Raw genomic sequence first — 16,040 nt, forward strand, 5'->3', positions numbered from 1 at the left:
TCGACCGGCCCAGTTGTTAGTCGGCCGGGCAATTCTATAACGTGTTCTACATGACGGAGCAGGAGTATGACGTCGTCGTGGTCGGCAGCGGCGCCGCGGGTATGGTCGCCGCCCTCACCGCCGCTCACCAGGGACTCTCGACGATAGTCGTCGAGAAGGCCGCGCACTATGGCGGTTCCACTGCGCGGTCAGGTGGTGGCGTATGGATTCCGAACAACGAGGTGCTCAAACGCGACGGAGTCTCGGACACCCGGGAGGCGGCGCGTACCTACCTGCACACCATCATCGGCGACGTCGTGCCCGCCGAGAAGATCGACACCTATCTCGATCGCGGGCCCGAGATGCTGTCGTTCGTGCTGAAGCACTCGCCGCTGAAGCTGTGCTGGGTGCCGAACTACTCCGACTACTACCCCGAGACCCCCGGCGGCAAGGCCACCGGCCGGTCGGTGGAGCCGAAGCCGTTCAACGCCAACAAGCTGGGCGCCGATCTACCCGGACTCGAGCCGCCGTACGGCAAGGTCCCGATGAACATGGTCGTGCTTCAGCAGGATTACGTGCGACTCAACCAGCTCAAGCGACATCCCCGCGGCGTGCTGCGCAGCCTCAAGGTCGGCATCCGGGCGACATGGGGCAAGGTCACCGGCAAGAACCTCGTCGGCATGGGCCGTGCACTCATCGCCCCCTTGCGTATCGGCCTGCAGAAGGCCGGCGTTCCCGTGCTGCTCAACACCGCACTGACGGACCTCTACGTCGAGGACGGCGTCGTACGCGGCATCTACGTCAAAGCAGCGGGCGACGCCGAATCGGCCGAGCCGCAACTCATCCGAGCTCGTCGAGGGGTGATTCTCGGTAGTGGCGGATTCGAGCACAACGAGCAGATGCGGGTGAAGTACCAGCGGGCTCCGATCACCACCGAATGGACTGTCGGCGCCAAGGCCAACACCGGTGACGGCATCCTGGCCGCCGAGAAGCTCGGTGCCGCACTCGACGTCATGGAGGACGCGTGGTGGGGTCCGACGGTGCCGCTCGTCGACGCGCCGTGGTTCGCACTGTCGGAGCGCAACTCACCTGGCTCGATCATCGTCAACATGGCCGGCAAGCGGTTCATGAACGAATCCATGCCCTACGTCGAGGCCTGCCACCACATGTACGGCGGCCAGTTCGGCCAGGGAGCGGGTCCCGGCGAGAACATTCCCGCCTGGCTGGTGTTCGACCAGCAGTACCGCGACCGCTACATCTTCGCCGGACTTCAACCGGGACAACGCATTCCGAAGAAGTGGATGGAGTCGGGCGTCATCGTCAAGGCCGACACCCTCGATGAGCTGGCGATCAAGACCGGCCTGCCCGCCGACGCCTTCAAGGCCACGGTCGAGCGCTTCAACGGCTTCGCCCGGTCCGGTGTCGACCAAGACTTCCGGCGGGGTGAGAGCGCTTACGACCGGTACTACGGTGACCCCACCAACAAGCCCAACCCCAACCTCGGCGAGATCAGCCACGGGCCCTTCTACGCGGCCAAGATGGTGCCGGGCGACCTGGGCACCAAGGGCGGCATCGTCACCGACGTCGTCGGACGCGCCCTGCGTGACGACGGTTCGGTCATCGAGGGCCTCTACGCCGCGGGCAATGTCAGCGCGCCGGTGATGGGACACACCTACCCCGGGCCCGGCGGCACCATCGGACCGGCGATGACGTTCGGATATCTCGCGGCGCGTCACCTGGCCGGCAAGGAGTAGCGCGTGCCCATCAACCTCGACGAAGCCATCGGTGCCGAGCTCGACCCGGTCGAATTCTCGTGGAGCAGCAGCGACATTCAGCTCTACCATCTCGGCCTGGGCGCCGGCGGTGATCCGATGGACAAGCGTGAACTGCGCTACCTCCTCGACGGTCATCCGCAGGTGCTGCCGACGTTCGGCAACGTGGCGCAGAGCTTCCACATGACCGAGCCGCCCGCAGTCCGGTTTCCCGGCATCGACATCGAGCTCAGCAAGGTGCTGCACGCCAGCGAGGCCGTGACCGTCCCGGGTCCCGTCCCGGCGTCCGGCACCGGCATCGCGGTCACCCGCTTCACCGAGATCTGGGACAAGGGCAAGGCGGCGGTCATCTGGTCGGAGACAGAAGTCAAAGACCCCGGCGGGACATTGCTGTGGACACAGAAGCGGTCAATCTTCGCCCGTGGCGAGGGCGGTTTCGGCGGCGACCGTGGACCGTCGGCTGCCCCGGCGCAGTCCGATCGGGCACCCGACCTTGAGCTGTCGGTACCGACTTCACCTGCGCAGGCATTGCTGTACCGGATGTGCGGCGACCGCAATCCGCTGCACTCCGATCCGGAGTTCGCCGCGGCCGCCGGCTTTCCCCGCCCCATCCTGCACGGGTTGTGCACCTACGGCATGACGTGCAAGGCGCTGGTCGACAACCTGCTCGACGGCGACGTCACCGGGCTGAAGTCCTACGGCGCGCGGATGGCCGGCGTCGTGTTCCCCGGGGAGACGCTGAAGGTGAGCGTGTGGAAGAACTCCGGAGACGCTGCGGGCTCCTACAGTGCTGTGGTCACCGCCCCGGAACGCGACGACGCGGTCGCGCTGGCGGGCGTGGAGTTCGTCCCGGCCTGACCCTGCCTACCGGCAGAGCTCGCTGATGGTTGTCGACGTCGACTGTGCGTCGTTCATCCGGTTCGTCTGGGTGGGATCGTCGGCGGGCGCACCGGCGAGTTGCCCCATGCCGATGTACTCGAGATTGTTCGCGAAGGACCGCACCGCATCGGCGAGATCGCCCGGCACCTTGTCATCGAGACGTGACAACAGGAACTGCCCGCCGCCGAGGGTGGCGAGGCGGGCATTGGCCGCCACTGCCTGCGTGGCGACCGGGTCGGGACCGAGATTGGCGTTGGTCTGCAGCGACACTGCGCCCCGTACGAGCTCGAACGCGCTGCAGACCCGTGTCTTGGGATCAGTGGACTGATCGGCCGTCGCCGTCGAGGTGTCGCTGGACGACGGCGCACTCACCAACGCCCAGACCGCGACTCCGAGGGCCGCTACCGCGACGATGAGTGCGATGACAACAAGCTGTCCTGAGCGACTGGAAGAGTTCACGGAATCCGGCACCGGGCGATCATAGCCTCCGCGGGGCCTCGCGAGAATGGTCCCACACCAAAGCTTTTGATCTCAACGTTCCCGTACAGACAAGTTCGCCGGCATCGCAACCCGCGATGCCGGCGAACCAGCTGCCTACTACCTACCGACTAATCCGAGGAATCCGAGGAATCCGAGGCGGAACCGTCGGACGCCGACCCCGGGTCGCCGTCGTCTCCGTCGGAGCCGATCGCACCCTTCGCGCCGCCCGTACCTCCGGAGCCGGCGGTGGGAGTTCCCGTACCGCCGGTCTCGATGTCGGCGTCGCCGCCGTCACCTCCGCGACCACCGTTGCCGAGCAGGCCGCCGCCGTCGCCACCGGTTCCGCCCTTGCCGCCCTTGGCGTTACCGCTGCCCACCGGGCCGCCTTCCTCGTCCGGGACGCCGCCGAAGGCGTCCCCGCCACGGCCGCCGCTGCCGCCGTTGCCGACGGTGCCGACCTCGCCGCCGTTGCCACCGGCCCCACCGGTTGCGGTGCCGTCGAGCGTCAGGGCCTCGCCACCGTCGCCGCCGGCGCCGCTGCCGCCTGAGAAGGTGTCGCCGCCGGCGCCGCCCACTCCGCCGGTGGCGTTCGCGTCCTCGTAACCCTCGGCGCGGCCACCCTGACCACCTTCGCCGCCGCCGCCCAGGAACCCGGTGCCGCCCGCTCCTCCGGCTCCGCCGGTGGCCGCCTTTCCTGCTGCTTCGGCTTCAGCCTCGCCACCTTCACCGCCGGTGCCGCCTGTGCCGTAGCCGCTGCCGCCGCCTGCGCCGCCGGCGCCGCCGGTGGCGTTGCCGTTCACCGAGCTGGCGAACCCGCCGAGACCCCCGGTGCCGCCGCTGCCGAAGGTGCCGGATCCGCCGGCGCCGCCGCGGCCGCCTGTTGCGTTGTTCTGGGCGGCATTGTTGCCGGTGAAGTTGCTGGTGTTCTCGTTCCAGCCGCCTTCACCGCCGTCACCGCCACGGCCGAACAGTGACGCGCCGCCGCCGTTGCCACCGCGGCCTGCCGCCGAGACCAGCTTGCCTGTGCTGTCGTACTCGGCATCGACTCCGGCGCCGCCGGCGCCGCCGTCACCGAACCAGAAACCGGCGTCCCCCCCATTGCCGCCGTTGGCTCCGGCGCCGCCGTTGCCCCACAGCAGACCGCCGTTGCCACCGTTGCAGGCATCGCCTTCGCAGTCATCGGCGGCATCCAGACCGTCACCGATCAACCAGCCGCCGGGTCCGATGATCGGTCGGAACGCGGGATTGGCGCTCGACGGCGCCAGCGCGAACGTGCCTACCGCCGCGTCACTGCGCGAATTCTTGTGCTTATCGCTACCGCCGTTGAGAGACAGCCAAGGAATCTCTTCCTCGTTCGAGACGAGCTGCACCTCAAGTTGGGACGGGGCCGGTGCGCCATCGTCGATCAGCATCAATGTGCCGACGCCGACCAGCGCCGCGCCGGCGACGCCCGCCGTCATTCCGGCGCTCAGGTATGTACGGATTGCCACCGAGCGATCGCTCATCTTGGCGTGCCTTGCCATGGGTTAACCCCCTGTGTAGTTACGAGGACGTGCCGCGTTCAACCCCCGCGTCCGCAGCACCTGGAAAGTTCTATCAGACATCGGACGGGAAAACCGGCTTTTGCTGGCCGCCACTCCAACGGTTCATCTGCTGGACGCACATCCGTGCGTCGCCCGGGCGCCCGCGGGCGCAGATACCTCGACGGCCCAGCCCTTCCTTCGGGCGGAATGCTGCGTGGACGGCGCGCGCGTGCCGTCCCGGAATGAGCATTGCGCTCCAGACATAGCCCCTGACAGCAAAATAGAGACCACTGTCGTTGACATAGGAAATTCCCTGCTCGTAGGCCGAAGATTACGGACACCGCAGGCGCAGTGGTCGATGCTCGTCGCGGCGCGAACCGTCGCACGAGCAGCCTGGCCCGCGCCGACGATGCCGACACCGTTTGCTGGCCGCGCCGGCCGTGCGGGCGGCACGCCATGTGGGGTCGAACCATGTCAGCAAATCAGCGCGCCAGTCCCGTGCGCACCGGCGTCCACCGGTGCGCACCGCGGCATCGCACATGGGGAGTCCACCGGGTCGTTTGTGCGGCCTGTTATTTTGCTCGGGGGGGAACCCTCGCTGCTCGCTCAACGAACCCAGGAGGAAATCGCGTGAAGATCAAGCCCGCATTGGCCGCCACCGCTGCTGCCGCCGCGGTGGCCATGGCAGGAGCACCCTTCGCCTCGGCAGATGTCGAGGTGCAGTGGCTCGGCCAGCCCGGCGAGCTGGTCAACGGAAACGTCGTCCAGCACTGGACGGTGAGCCATCTGAAGCCCAGCACCGACACCATCCCGTATCAGCCGGTGGGCACGCTGTGGGAGGCGACGGCCAGTGACGAAGCGATTTCGGGTGACGTGACTCCGATCGTGTCGAACCTGAACGCACGCGCCAAGAACGGCGACACCTACCGTGTGCTGTTCGGTGTCGCCACGCCGCAGGGCGTCAATCCCTCGACACTGCCCCAGGGCGAGAAGACCAGCGGCAAGATCTACTTCGATGTGACGGGCGAGAGCCCCGACAGCGTCTTCTACAGCTCCGGCGGTCCTGACGAGCTGCTGTGGCTGGAGGCCCCTCCGGCCCCGGCTCCGGCGACCGGATCCGGCGGCGGGTCTTCCTCGTCAGGCACCGCAACGTCCCCGACGACGTCCGGTGCGGATGATGCGGCCACCACCGACGCTCCGGAGGCGACCCCCGCGGCCACGACGCCCACCTCGGTAACGCCCGTGCCCGCCTCGATGCCCGAAGGCAGCGTGGGCACGCCGCTACCCGAAGGCAGCGTCGGCACACCGCTGCCCGAAGGCAGCGTGGGCACGCCCCTGCCCGAGGGGGCAGCTGCGGCCGAGGCCGGCCCCGCGCCGGTTCCCGCAGCGGCGACGCCGGCAGCCCCGGCACCCGCAGGAAGTGTCGGCACCCCGGTCGAGGGTGCGACACCCGAGCCGGCTGCCGCAGCGCCCACCACCACCGTGGTGCCCGCGCCGCCCGCCTGATTCACACGAATACTCGCATCGCCGTGCCGCCTGCCCTGCAGGCGGCACGGCGTGTTTCACCGACCGGACAGGCGGTCAGGAATGTGACGCCCACCAGGTGTAGATCTGCACCATGTTCGGGCCCTGCGGACCCGACTGGATCTCGCTCATCATGACGTCGGAGTCGGTCGTCCAGGCGACCGTGGGCTTGCTCTGCTGAAAGCCGCACACCAGTGTCCCGGCGGCCTGTTCGGCTGCTGCAGTGCGCCGCCACGGTCCCGGCGATTGAATGTTGCCGGGGCAGTTCACCACCGATGACGAACTGACGTGTTCGTCGAACAGTTCCTTCAACGACTGCTCGTCCGTCGCCAATGTGTAGGTGGCCGTCAGCGGCCCGCCCGGGTCGTCGTTCTGACCGCAACTGACTTGAGCGAGAGCGCCTTTCGTGGGGACCACGGCTTCACACGCGCCCTCGGAATAGCCGCGCGGCACCATGGCGAGCAGTCGTGACTGCGCCTGCTCCGCCGACTCGGCCTCCGTGGTCGTGGTGACGTCGCCCGCAGATTCCTGCCCATCCTCCGACGACGGCCAGAACGTCCAGGCGAGGACACCCAACCCGATGACGGCAGCGGTTGCGGCGGCAATCAACACGACCGGTCGGCGATCGCGGTGCACCGGCCGCGGATTCACCGACATCGGCGCGTCGAAACGCGGCCCCACAGCGCCCGCGGACGCTGCCCGCACGCGGTCGACTTGGAGCGGCCCGGTGTCCTCGTCGTCGGGATCAGGCTGACGGGAGCTCATTCGGCCAAGGGTAGTAGGCCCGTCGGGCGGATCGTGCGAGGCACACGCCACGGCGGTGGACCTGCGCCGGGCTCACCCGAGGATGAGCCCGGAGGTCGGGACTCCGGTTCCCGCGGTGACCAGCACGTGTTCCACGTTCGGAACCGGGTTGACCGACGTGCCGCGCAATTGCCGCACACCTTCGGCGATCCCGTTCATCCCGTGGATGTACGCCTCGCCGAGCTGGCCGCCATGGGTGTTGATCGGCAGTCTGCCGCCGAGCTCGATCGCCCCGTTCGCGATGAAGTCCTTCGCTTCACCCTTACCGCAGAACCCCAGCTCCTCGAGCTGGATCAACGTGTACGGGGTGAAGTGGTCGTAGAGGATCGCGGTCTGGATGTCAGACGGATTCAGTCCCGACTGCTCCCAGAGTTGACGCCCCACCAAGCCCATCTCGGGCAGCCCGAGCTCTTCGCGATAGTACGAATACATCGTGAACTGGTCCGCCCCGGCAGCCTGCGCCGCGGCCTCGATGACCGCGGGTCGGTGCTTGAGGTCCTTGGCCCGCTCCGGGGTGGTCACCACGATCGCCACCCCGCCGTCGGTCTCCTGGCAGCAGTCCAGCAGCCGCAGTGGTTCGGCAATCCACCGGGAGTTCTGGTGGTCTTCGATGGTGATCGGCTTACCGTAGAAATGCGCCTTCGGATTGTTCGCGGCGTGCTTGCGGTCGGCGACCGACACCGCGCCGAAATCTGCACTCGTCGCGCCGTATTCGTGCATGTACCGCTGGGCGATCATCGCCACCGAGGCGGCGGGAGTGCTCAGTCCGTGCGGGTAGGACCAGCTGTACTCGACGCCGCGGGAATCGGCGTTGACGGTCAAACCGGTCATCACCTGCCCGAAGCGGAACTCCGAGCGTTCGTTGAAGGCGCGGTAGGCGACGACGACTTCGGCGACACCGGTCGCCACCGCCAGCGCCGCCTGTTGCACCGTTGCCGCCGCCGCACCGCCGCCGTAGCCGATCTGGCTGAAGAACGTCAGATCGCCGATGCCGGTGGCACGCGCGACGGCGGTCTCCAGGTTCGAGTCCATGGTGAACGTCACCAGACCGTCGACGTCCGCCGGAGCCAACCCCGCGTCGTCGAGGGCGTCGAGCACCGCCTCGGCGGCCAGCCTCAGCTCGCTGCGACCGGAGTTCTTCGAGAAGTCGGTGGCGCCGATGCCCGCGATCGCCGCCTTGCCGGACAGTCCGTCGGTCATGCCGCGCCCCCGATGGTCAACGTGGCGTTGGCGATCACGTGATCTCCGAGGCTGTTGCTTCCGGTGACCTTCACCGTGACCAGACCGTCCTCGACCGCGGTCACCTCACCGGTGAACGTCACGGTGTCGTACGCGTACCAGGGCACGCCGAGCCGCAGTCCGATCGATCTGACGACGGCGGTGGGCCCGGCCCAGTCGGTGATGAAGCGCTGCACCAGACCGGTGTCGGTGAGGATGTTGACGAAGATGTCCTTGGACCCCTTCGCCTGGGCCTTGTCCCGGTCGTGATGCACGTCCTGGTAGTCGCGTGTCGCGATGGCGGTGGAGACGATGAAGGTCGGATCACCGTAGAGCTTGAGTTCGGGCAGCTTCGTGCCCACTTGCGGTGACGGCGCTGTCGGTGCGCTCATGCTTGCGGCTCCCATGCGTACAGCGTCCAGGCGGGGCTGATGTCACTGTCAGGAAAATCGATATACGTTGCGCGCACCCGCAATCCGATCTGCACGTCTGCGCAGTCGACGCCCCGCAGTTCGCCGAGCATGCGCACCCCTTCGTCGAGTTCCACCAGCGCGATGACGAAAGGAAGCGTTCGGCCCGGGACCTTCGGCGCGTGGTGCACGACGTAGCTGAACACGGTGCCCTCGCCCGATGCGACGACGTAATCGACTTCGGCATCCTTTTTCTGCCAGACCGCAGGAACAGGGGGATGCTGCAGTGCCCCGTCCGGGCGCCGCTGGATGCGCAGTTCGTGGGCATTGATCCCGTCCCAGAAGAACTTGGTGTCCCTCGACGACGCGGGGCGCATCAGTTTGTCTGGGTCGAGGTCGTCGGGAATCGTGGCCGCGGTGGTCGGCGACTGATCCTGGTCGGCCGGCCGGAACTTCATGATGCGCCACATCATCTCGGCGACCGGATTGTCTTCGTCATCGCCACAGTGCCAGGTGATCTTCTGTGTGATGAAGAAGCCCTCGCCGAGCGCCGTCCGCTTGGGCCCGATGACGTCGGTCAACTCGGCGGACACGCTGACGTCCTCGCCGGGTCGCAGATAGCGGTGGTAGACCTGCTCGCAGTTGGTGGCGACGACCCCGACATAGCCTGCCTCGTCGAACAATTCGAGGATCTTGCCGAGCGGGTCATCGTCGGGACGGACACCGCCGAGCCCCATCATCGTCCACACCTGGATCATCGCCGGCGGAGCGACGACGCCCGGGTGACCGGCAGCCTTGGCGGCGGCGTCGTCCACATAGATGGGGTTTTTGTCGCCCATCGCGTCCAGCCAGTGGTCGACCATCGGCTGGTTCACCGGATGACGGCCGGTGCGGGGCTTGCTCTTTCCCTCGGCCTTGACACGGTCGGCGGCTGCCTTGATGTCGTCGACGGCGCTCATCTGACTTCTCTGTTCTTCGCGCAGGCGCTCATCGCCAGCGGGCGGTACCCCCACATCACCGCGGGACCCTCGGAACCTTCAGCCCCGCCGCAGCGATCATCTCGCGCATCACCTCATTGACCCCGCCGCCGAAGGTGATCACCAGGTTGCGCTTGCTCATCTTGTCCAGCCAGTCGAGCAGCTCACCGGTCTCCGGATCCGCGGGATTTCCGTACTTGCCGACGATCTCTTCGGCGAGCCGGCCGACGTCCTGAATGCGTTCTGTAGAGAAGACTTTCGTTGCGGCGGCGTCGGCGACGGCGATCGTCTCGCCCGACGCGGCCACCTGCCAATTCAGCAGTTCGTTGACCCGCCAGATCGCCCTGATCTGACCGAGCAACCGCTTCACGTCACCGTGTTCGATTGGCGTCACACCGTCCGAACCCGGCTTGGACGCCCAGGCATGAACCTGATCGTAGATGCCGGCGACGCGCCCGGCCGGACCCAGACCGACACGCTCGTGGTTCAGCTGGGTGGTGATGAGCTTCCAGCCGCCATTCTCCTCACCGACGACCATGTCGGCGGGGACGCGCACGTCCTGGTAGTAGGACGCGTTGGTGTGATGGGCCCCGTCGGAGAGGATGATCGGAGTCCAGGAGTACCCCGGGTCCTTGGTGTCGACGATCAGGATCGAGATGCCCTTGTGTTTGGCAGCCTCCGGGTCGGTGCGGCAGGCCAGCCAGATGTAGTCGGCGTCGTGGGCGCCTGTGGTCCACATCTTCTGGCCGTTCACGATGTATTCGTCACCATGGCGAACCGCCGTGGTCCGCAGTGAGGCCAGGTCGGTGCCGGCATCGGGTTCTGAGTAGCCGATCGCGAAATGAATGTCACCAGAGAGGATTCCGGGCAGGAACTTCTTCTTCTGCTCTTCGGTGCCGTACACCTGCAGGGTGGGGCCGACGGTCTGCAGGGTCACCAGCGGCAGCGGGACGTCGGCCCGGTTGGCCTCGTTGACGAAGATCTGCTGCTCGATGGGGCCGAAGCCGAGGCCGCCGTACTCCTTCGGCCACCCCACGCCGAGCTTGCCGTCGGAGCCCATGCGCTTGATCACCGCACGATAAGCCTCGTTGTGCCGATTCGTCTCCATCGCCGCCGCCTCGTCCGGCGTGATCAAAGTCGAGAAGTATTGCCGCAGTTCGGCTTGCAGCTGCCGCTGCTCGGGCGTCAGTTCGATGTACATCTACACTCCCACCAGTTCCAGACGGTGCGACGGACCACCGAGCACCCGGGTCAGATCCTTGATCGACGAGTAGTAGCGGTCCATGGGGTAGGTGATGTCCATCCCCATTCCGCCGTGCAGGTGGTGACAGAGCCGCATCGCGGGCGCGGCCTGCGAGGCGACCCAGTAACCGAGTATCGCCAGTTCGCCGTCGACATCCGAGCCGGCGTCCCGGCCCTCCGACAGCAGCCACACCGCGGAGGTGGCCACGAGAGCGATTGTGCGGGAGGCGATGTAGACCTCAGACAACTGGGCGGCCACAGTCTGGAAGGTCGACAGCGGCCTGCCGAACTGTTCGCGGGTGGCGGTGTAGTCGGCCGTCAGGCGCAGCGCACCGGCAACCAGACCTGCCGCGAATGCCCCGATCACCGCGAGCGTCAGCTGGTTGACGCGGACCGGGGTCGCACCGTCCAGCACGTCCTCGTCCGCGACCGCGACGTCGGCGAACGTCACGACGTACTCGTCGGATCCGTTCGACGCCGGGGTCTTGGTGAACGTCAGCCCGTCGGCCTTACCGGACACCACGGCCACGCCGGAACTCGTGGTGACGACAAGCCAATCTGCCTGGGCGGCATAGCCTACGGCGATCTTGGTGCCGTTGAGCCTGCCTCCGTCGAGGGTGACCGCAGGTCGGTCGGGAAGCTGGGCGCCCGGCTCGTTCAGCGCCAGCGTCACCACCGCACCCTTGGGCACGCCGACGAGGTATCGGTCCAGCTGCGCGTCGGTGGCGAGGTCGAGCAGCACTGCCGTGCCGCCGAGGGTGACCAGCGCCGGGCTGACGGTGCCGTGCCTGCCGATCTCGGTCAGCGCGGTGGCGATCTCGGCCAGACCGAGCCCGTCACCGCCGAGCCGTTCCGGTACCGCCAGTGCGGTGACGCCGCCGGAAACCAGAGCATCCCAGCTGTTGTCGCGGCCCAGCACCGAGGTCACCACATCGGCGACAGCGTGCTGCCCTTCGTCGAGACTGAAGTCCACCCGAATCCTCCTTGATTCGTCAGCGCGTCAGTGACTGACCGGGCACTTGCCGGTGTAGTCGACCTGCCAGTGCTTGATCCCGTTCAGCCAGCCTGACATCAACCGCTCCGGCTCGCCGATCGGGGTGATGTCGGGCATCGCGTCGGCGACGGCGTTGAAGATCAGGTTGATGGTCATCTTGGCCAGGTTGGCGCCGATGCAGTAGTGCGCACCCGTACCGCCGAACCCGACATGGGGATTCGGGTTGCGCATGATGTTGAACGACTCGGGGAGTTCGAACACGTCTTCGTCGAAATTGGCCGAGCGGTAGGACATCACGACACGCTCGCCCTTTTTGATCTTCACACCGCTGAGCTCGGTGTCCTCCAGCGCGGTGCGCTGGAACGCCGAGACCGGAGTGGCCCAGCGGACGATCTCGTCGGCGGCGGTCTCCGGCCGCTCCTTCTTGTAGAGCTCCCACTGCTCGGGATTCTGCGAGAACGCGATCATGCCGTGGGTGATCGAGTTGCGGGTGGTCTCGTTACCTGCCACCGCGAGCATCACCACGAAGAAGCCGAATTCATCGTCGGACAGCTTCTCGCCGTCGATGTCGGCCTCGATGAGGGTCGTGACGATGTCCTCGGTCGGATTCTTCGCCCGCTCCTCGGCCATCTTCATCGCGTAGGTGATGAGCTCGAAAGAGGACATGGCCGGGTCCACGTCGGCGTACTCCGGGTCCTCCCCCGCAGTCATCTCGTTGGACCAGCGGAAGAGCTTGTCGCGATCCTCCTGCGGTACGCCCAGCAGTCCGGCGATCGCCTGCAGCGGCAACTCGCAGGACACCTGCTCGACGAAGTCTCCGGTGCCCTCGGCGGCAGCGGTCTCGGCGATCTTCTGCGCGCGAGTGCGGAGTTCATCCTCCAGCCGCCCGACGGCCCGTGGGGTGAAGCCGCGCGAGATGATCTTGCGCAGCCGGGTGTGCTGCGGGGCATCCATGTTGAGCAGGACGGCCTTCTGCAGTTCGATCGCGTCGCGGGTCATCCCCTGCGGCCACGTCGGGATGGCGCCGTCGGGGGAACTGCCGAAAACGTCGTTGCGCTTGGACACCTCTTTGACGTCGGCGTGCTTGGTGATCAACCAGTAGCCCTTGTCACCGAAGCCACCCGTGCCGCCTGGCACGTCGACCCAGTGGATAGGCTCGGATTTGCGCAACTCGGCAAGCTCTTCTACGGGCAGACGCTCCAGGTTCAGCGTCGCGTCGAGGAAATCGAACTCTGACGAGATAGGGCAGGAAGTGGGGCCTGACATAGATGTGCGCTCCTCAAATGCAACGTGTTCTAGTTCCAGTAAAACATGCCTCCACCGCAGATGAAAGGCACGGGGGCATCGCCGCTTGTCAGACTAATGAAACGTGTTCTAGCCTGTCGGAATGGGCAACCCCGTCATCGTCGAAGCCACCCGTAGCCCCATCGGCAAACGGAATGGATGGCTGTCCGGCCTGCATGCCACGGAGCTCCTCGGCGCAGTACAGAAGGCCGTCGTGGAGAAGGCCGGCATCGACGCCGCAGACGTCGAACAGCTGATCGGCGGCTGCGTCACGCAGTTCGGCGAGCAGTCCAACAACATCACCCGGGTGTCGTGGCTGACGGCAGGCCTCCCCGAGCATGTCGGCGCCACCACGGTCGACTGCCAGTGCGGCAGCGCTCAGCAGGCCAACCACCTGATCGCCGGACTCATCTCCGTGGGCGCCATCGACATCGGCATCGCCTGCGGCATCGAGGCGATGAGCCGCGTAGGCCTGGGAGCCAACGCAGGTCCCGACCGCAGCATCATTCGCGCTTCGTCGTGGGACATCGACATGCCCGACCAGTTCACCGCGGCCGAACGTATCGCCAAGCGCCGCGGCATCACCCGGGAGGACCTCGACCAATTCGGGTTCGACTCCCAGCGCAAGGCCAAGCAGGCCTGGGCCGAGGGTCGGTTCGATCGCGAGATCTCACCCGTCGAGGCGCCCGTGCTCGACGAGAACAAACAGCCGATCTCCGAGCGGGCCTTCGTCTCGCGCGACCAAGGTCTGCGCGACACCACCCTCGAAGGCCTCGCCTCGCTGAAACCCGTGATGGAAGGCGCCATTCACACGGCCGGAACGTCGTCGCAGATCTCCGACGGCGCCGCCGCGGTGCTGTGGATGGATGAGGACAAGGCCAAGGCGCTCGGGCTGAAGCCCCGTGCCCGCATCGTCAGCCAGGCCAACGTCGGCGCCGAGGCGTACTACCACCTCGACGGACCGGTGCAGTCGACCGCGAAGGTGCTGGAGAAGGCCGGTATGAAGATCGGTGACGTCGACGTCATCGAGATCAACGAGGCCTTCGCGTCGGTCGTGCTGTCGTGGGCGCGTGTGCACGAGCCCGACATGGATCGCGTCAACGTCAACGGCGGTGCGATCGCACTTGGCCATCCGGTCGGTAGCACCGGCGCCAGGCTCATCACCACGGCGCTGCACGAACTGGAGCGGACGGACAAGAGCACGGCGCTGATCACGATGTGCGCCGGCGGCGCGTTGTCCACCGGAACCATCATCGAGCGGATCTAGTGTCCGTGATCCGCTCATGATCTCGGAGGCCGAACGTATTGCCGCCGCGCAGGCCTACATCAGTGCGCTGGCCAGCCATCAGGCCGATGCCGTGCCGTTCGCGCCGGGCTGCACCCGCGTCGAGGTGGGACTCAAGACAGGGTTCTCCGGAAACCACCTGCGCCGCAGCCTGAATCGGGGGCTGCAGTACAGAGTGATCAGGACGGTGAGCACGCCGGAGTTCACCGTTGACGGTGACACCGTGCGAGCGCGGTTCGAGCTGTCGACCAAGCCGAACCTCCTGGGCCGCAGTGTCGGCGCCCGCGTCGACGAGACGTTTCTGATCCCCGCCGACGACCCCTCCGGGCGAGCGCAGATCCACCACATCAACGCTTCCATCCGCCCGTTCCTCGCCCGATAGGATCTCCGGCCATGGCCACCCCTCCGAAACCTCCGAAGCCACTGAGTCCCAAACAGGTCGAAGGCCTCAATTCCAAGGCGGTCGGCACCGGCATCAAGTGGATGTCGAAGCTCAACACATGGGCCTACAAGGCCACCGGCGGTCGCCTGGGCGCGAAATGGCGCGGCGGGTCCAACCGCTTCTCGGCACCGCCACCGGTGGGGATCCTGACGACGATCGGCCGCAAGTCCGGCGAGCCCAGGGAAAGCCCGCTGCTTTTCCTGCGCGAAGGCAATCGAATCGTGCTGGTCGCCTCGCAGGGCGGTCGTGCGACAAACCCGATGTGGTACTTGAACATTCAGGCCAATCCGCAGGTGACGTTCCAGTTCAAGAACGAGAAGCTGAGACTCACCGCCCGCGACGCTTCGGACTCGGAGCGTGACGAGTACTGGCCCAAGCTCGACGCGATCTACCCCGACTTCCAGAACTACCGGAGCTACACCGACCGCAAGATCCCGATCTTGATCTGCGACCCGGTCTGAATCACCACCGGGTTGGACCTCGGCAACGACCTCACGACGCACCGGCTCTTCGATTATCGTTGACAGGTGATCTCCTTACCGGGCTTCAACGAGTGGCTCGACCGCGCGCTGGTCGAGCAGGCCGCCAAGGCGGATCAGTCGGTGGAGGTCTACGTTGCCCAAGCTGTAGCGATGCGACTGATGCTCGACGTCAACCGCCACAAAGAAAATCCTCTGGATTTCCTGACGCACTTTTCCTCCGCCAATGTTCAGCTCTCTGAGAGCTCTCCGCTACCGCCGCCCGATGTCATAACAGACCCGGGCCGACTCCAGGCTCTGTACGACACGGGTCTGCTCGACGCACCACGGGAGAAGGCGTACGACCGGATCGCCGATATGGCCGCGACCGCTCTGGCAACGCCGGGAGCCGCCATTTCGCTCGTGGACCGGGACCGGCAGTTCTTTGTCAGCCTGCACGGCCCGGCCGGTGACTCGCCAGGTTCGAGGGAGACGTCGATCGATCGTTCGGTGTGTCAGTACGCGGTCGCCTCCGGGGAGCCCCTGGTGATCGCCGACGCGCGCGACGATCCGGTACTGAAATACAACCCCGCTGTCACCGATGGGACCGTCGTGTCCTATCTCGGAATCCCGTTGGTTGATTCGGCGGATCATGCCATCGGCACGCTCTGCGTGTGGGATGCGAATCCTCGTGAATGGACATCCGGCCACGTGACCACACTGCGCGATCTGGCGAAGTTGGCGTCTGACCGCATTTTCGACCAGTAGC

The 16,040-nt window shown here is 66.5% G+C and carries 16 protein-coding genes; 7 read left to right on the forward strand and 9 right to left on the reverse strand.

Translation table 11 applies throughout. From position 1 onward, the window contains the following. The first annotated feature begins 50 nt into the window (after positions 1-50). Together kstD and EL337_RS24870 are read left to right on the forward strand one after the other, a co-directional pair. Complete coding sequence (gene kstD, locus EL337_RS24865) at positions 51-1,733, forward strand: 3-oxosteroid 1-dehydrogenase (protein ID WP_048634233.1); 1,683 nt, start codon at positions 51-53, stop codon at positions 1,731-1,733. A 3-nt stretch (positions 1,734-1,736) separates the two neighbouring features. After that, positions 1,737-2,609, forward strand: a complete 873-nt coding sequence (locus EL337_RS24870; protein WP_048634144.1) for an enoyl-CoA hydratase ChsH3 — start codon at positions 1,737-1,739, stop codon at positions 2,607-2,609. A 6-nt stretch (positions 2,610-2,615) separates the two neighbouring features. On the opposite strand, the gene EL337_RS24875 is transcribed toward EL337_RS24870, so the two are convergent. Next, positions 2,616-3,101 carry a hypothetical protein gene (locus tag EL337_RS24875; protein ID WP_048634145.1) on the reverse strand — a complete coding sequence of 162 codons (486 nt, stop codon included), beginning with the start codon at positions 3,099-3,101 and terminating at the stop codon, positions 2,616-2,618. Positions 3,102-3,238: 137 nt separating this feature from the next. Further along, positions 3,239-4,615: a hypothetical protein gene (locus EL337_RS29210; RefSeq protein WP_220096912.1), complete on the reverse strand. Its 1,377-nt coding sequence runs from the start codon at positions 4,613-4,615 to the stop codon at positions 3,239-3,241. Between the two features lie 648 nt (positions 4,616-5,263). On the opposite strand from EL337_RS29210, the gene EL337_RS24885 reads away from it, so the two are divergent. Next, positions 5,264-6,139 carry an MPT63 family protein gene (locus EL337_RS24885; protein ID WP_048634147.1) on the forward strand — a complete coding sequence of 292 codons (876 nt, stop codon included), beginning with the start codon at positions 5,264-5,266 and terminating at the stop codon, positions 6,137-6,139. A gap of 75 nt (positions 6,140-6,214) precedes the next feature. On the opposite strand, the gene EL337_RS24890 is transcribed toward EL337_RS24885, so the two are convergent. The 7 genes from EL337_RS24890 to EL337_RS24920 form a co-directional block, all read right to left on the reverse strand. Next, positions 6,215-6,922, reverse strand: a complete 708-nt coding sequence (locus EL337_RS24890) for a hypothetical protein (RefSeq protein ID WP_048634148.1) — start codon at positions 6,920-6,922, stop codon at positions 6,215-6,217. 72 nt (positions 6,923-6,994) lie between these two features. Further along, complete coding sequence (locus tag EL337_RS24895) at positions 6,995-8,161, reverse strand: 17-hydroxy-3-oxo-4-pregnene-20-carboxyl-CoA lyase (protein WP_048634149.1); 1,167 nt, start codon at positions 8,159-8,161, stop codon at positions 6,995-6,997. Further along, on the reverse strand, positions 8,158-8,571 hold the full coding sequence (locus tag EL337_RS24900) for a MaoC family dehydratase (RefSeq protein ID WP_048634234.1): 414 nt from the start codon (positions 8,569-8,571) through the stop codon (positions 8,158-8,160). The genes EL337_RS24895 and EL337_RS24900 overlap by 4 nt, the downstream gene beginning before the upstream one ends. Further along, positions 8,568-9,548, reverse strand: coding sequence for a bifunctional MaoC family dehydratase N-terminal/OB-fold nucleic acid binding domain-containing protein (locus EL337_RS24905; RefSeq protein ID WP_048634150.1), 981 nt, complete (start codon positions 9,546-9,548; stop codon positions 8,568-8,570). Before EL337_RS24905 ends, EL337_RS24900 begins: the two co-directional genes overlap by 4 nt. 55 nt (positions 9,549-9,603) lie before the next feature. Further along, complete coding sequence (gene fadE29 / locus EL337_RS24910) at positions 9,604-10,767, reverse strand: acyl-CoA dehydrogenase FadE29 (RefSeq protein WP_048634151.1); 1,164 nt, start codon at positions 10,765-10,767, stop codon at positions 9,604-9,606. Then, positions 10,768-11,781, reverse strand: coding sequence for an acyl-CoA dehydrogenase family protein (locus EL337_RS24915; RefSeq protein WP_048634152.1), 1,014 nt, complete (start codon positions 11,779-11,781; stop codon positions 10,768-10,770). It abuts the gene before it with no gap. A 27-nt stretch (positions 11,782-11,808) separates the two neighbouring features. Beyond that, entirely contained in the window at positions 11,809-13,068 is a 1,260-nt protein-coding gene (locus EL337_RS24920) for a cytochrome P450 (RefSeq protein WP_048634153.1), read from the reverse strand. Positions 13,069-13,189: 121 nt separating this feature from the next. Between EL337_RS24920 and EL337_RS24925 the strand changes: the two genes are divergently transcribed. From EL337_RS24925 to EL337_RS24940, 4 genes are all read left to right on the forward strand, one after another. Further along, positions 13,190-14,353, forward strand: a complete 1,164-nt coding sequence (locus EL337_RS24925) for a steroid 3-ketoacyl-CoA thiolase (RefSeq protein ID WP_048634154.1) — start codon at positions 13,190-13,192, stop codon at positions 14,351-14,353. 16 nt (positions 14,354-14,369) lie between these two features. Continuing rightward, positions 14,370-14,753 carry a DUF8021 domain-containing protein gene (locus EL337_RS24930; protein ID WP_048634155.1) on the forward strand — a complete coding sequence of 128 codons (384 nt, stop codon included), beginning with the start codon at positions 14,370-14,372 and terminating at the stop codon, positions 14,751-14,753. Positions 14,754-14,764: 11 nt separating this feature from the next. Further along, complete coding sequence (locus tag EL337_RS24935; protein ID WP_048634156.1) at positions 14,765-15,274, forward strand: nitroreductase family deazaflavin-dependent oxidoreductase; 510 nt, start codon at positions 14,765-14,767, stop codon at positions 15,272-15,274. A gap of 66 nt (positions 15,275-15,340) precedes the next feature. Then, positions 15,341-16,039, forward strand: a complete 699-nt coding sequence (locus EL337_RS24940; protein ID WP_048634157.1) for a GAF domain-containing protein — start codon at positions 15,341-15,343, stop codon at positions 16,037-16,039. Position 16,040: the final 1 nt, after the last annotated feature.

The sequence above is a fragment of the Mycolicibacterium aurum genome (assembly GCF_900637195.1).
Classification (GTDB): domain Bacteria; phylum Actinomycetota; class Actinomycetes; order Mycobacteriales; family Mycobacteriaceae; genus Mycobacterium; species Mycobacterium aurum.

Coding starts and splice junctions, on each gene's coding strand:
- EL337_RS24925 (WP_048634154.1), top strand. CDS start 13,190: ATGGGCAACCCCGTCATCGTCGAAGCCACCCGTAGCCCCATCGGCAAA.
- EL337_RS24935 (WP_048634156.1), top strand. CDS start 14,765: ATGGCCACCCCTCCGAAACCTCCGAAGCCACTGAGTCCCAAACAGGTC.
- EL337_RS24900 (WP_048634234.1), bottom strand. CDS start 8,571: ATGAGCGCACCGACAGCGCCGTCACCGCAAGTGGGCACGAAGCTGCCC.
- EL337_RS24920 (WP_048634153.1), bottom strand. CDS start 13,068: ATGTCAGGCCCCACTTCCTGCCCTATCTCGTCAGAGTTCGATTTCCTC.
- kstD (WP_048634233.1), top strand. CDS start 51: ATGACGGAGCAGGAGTATGACGTCGTCGTGGTCGGCAGCGGCGCCGCG.
- EL337_RS24895 (WP_048634149.1), bottom strand. CDS start 8,161: ATGACCGACGGACTGTCCGGCAAGGCGGCGATCGCGGGCATCGGCGCC.
- EL337_RS24890 (WP_048634148.1), bottom strand. CDS start 6,922: ATGAGCTCCCGTCAGCCTGATCCCGACGACGAGGACACCGGGCCGCTC.
- EL337_RS24930 (WP_048634155.1), top strand. CDS start 14,370: ATGATCTCGGAGGCCGAACGTATTGCCGCCGCGCAGGCCTACATCAGT.
- EL337_RS24905 (WP_048634150.1), bottom strand. CDS start 9,548: ATGAGCGCCGTCGACGACATCAAGGCAGCCGCCGACCGTGTCAAGGCC.
- EL337_RS29210 (WP_220096912.1), bottom strand. CDS start 4,615: ATGAGCGATCGCTCGGTGGCAATCCGTACATACCTGAGCGCCGGAATG.
- fadE29 (WP_048634151.1), bottom strand. CDS start 10,767: ATGTACATCGAACTGACGCCCGAGCAGCGGCAGCTGCAAGCCGAACTG.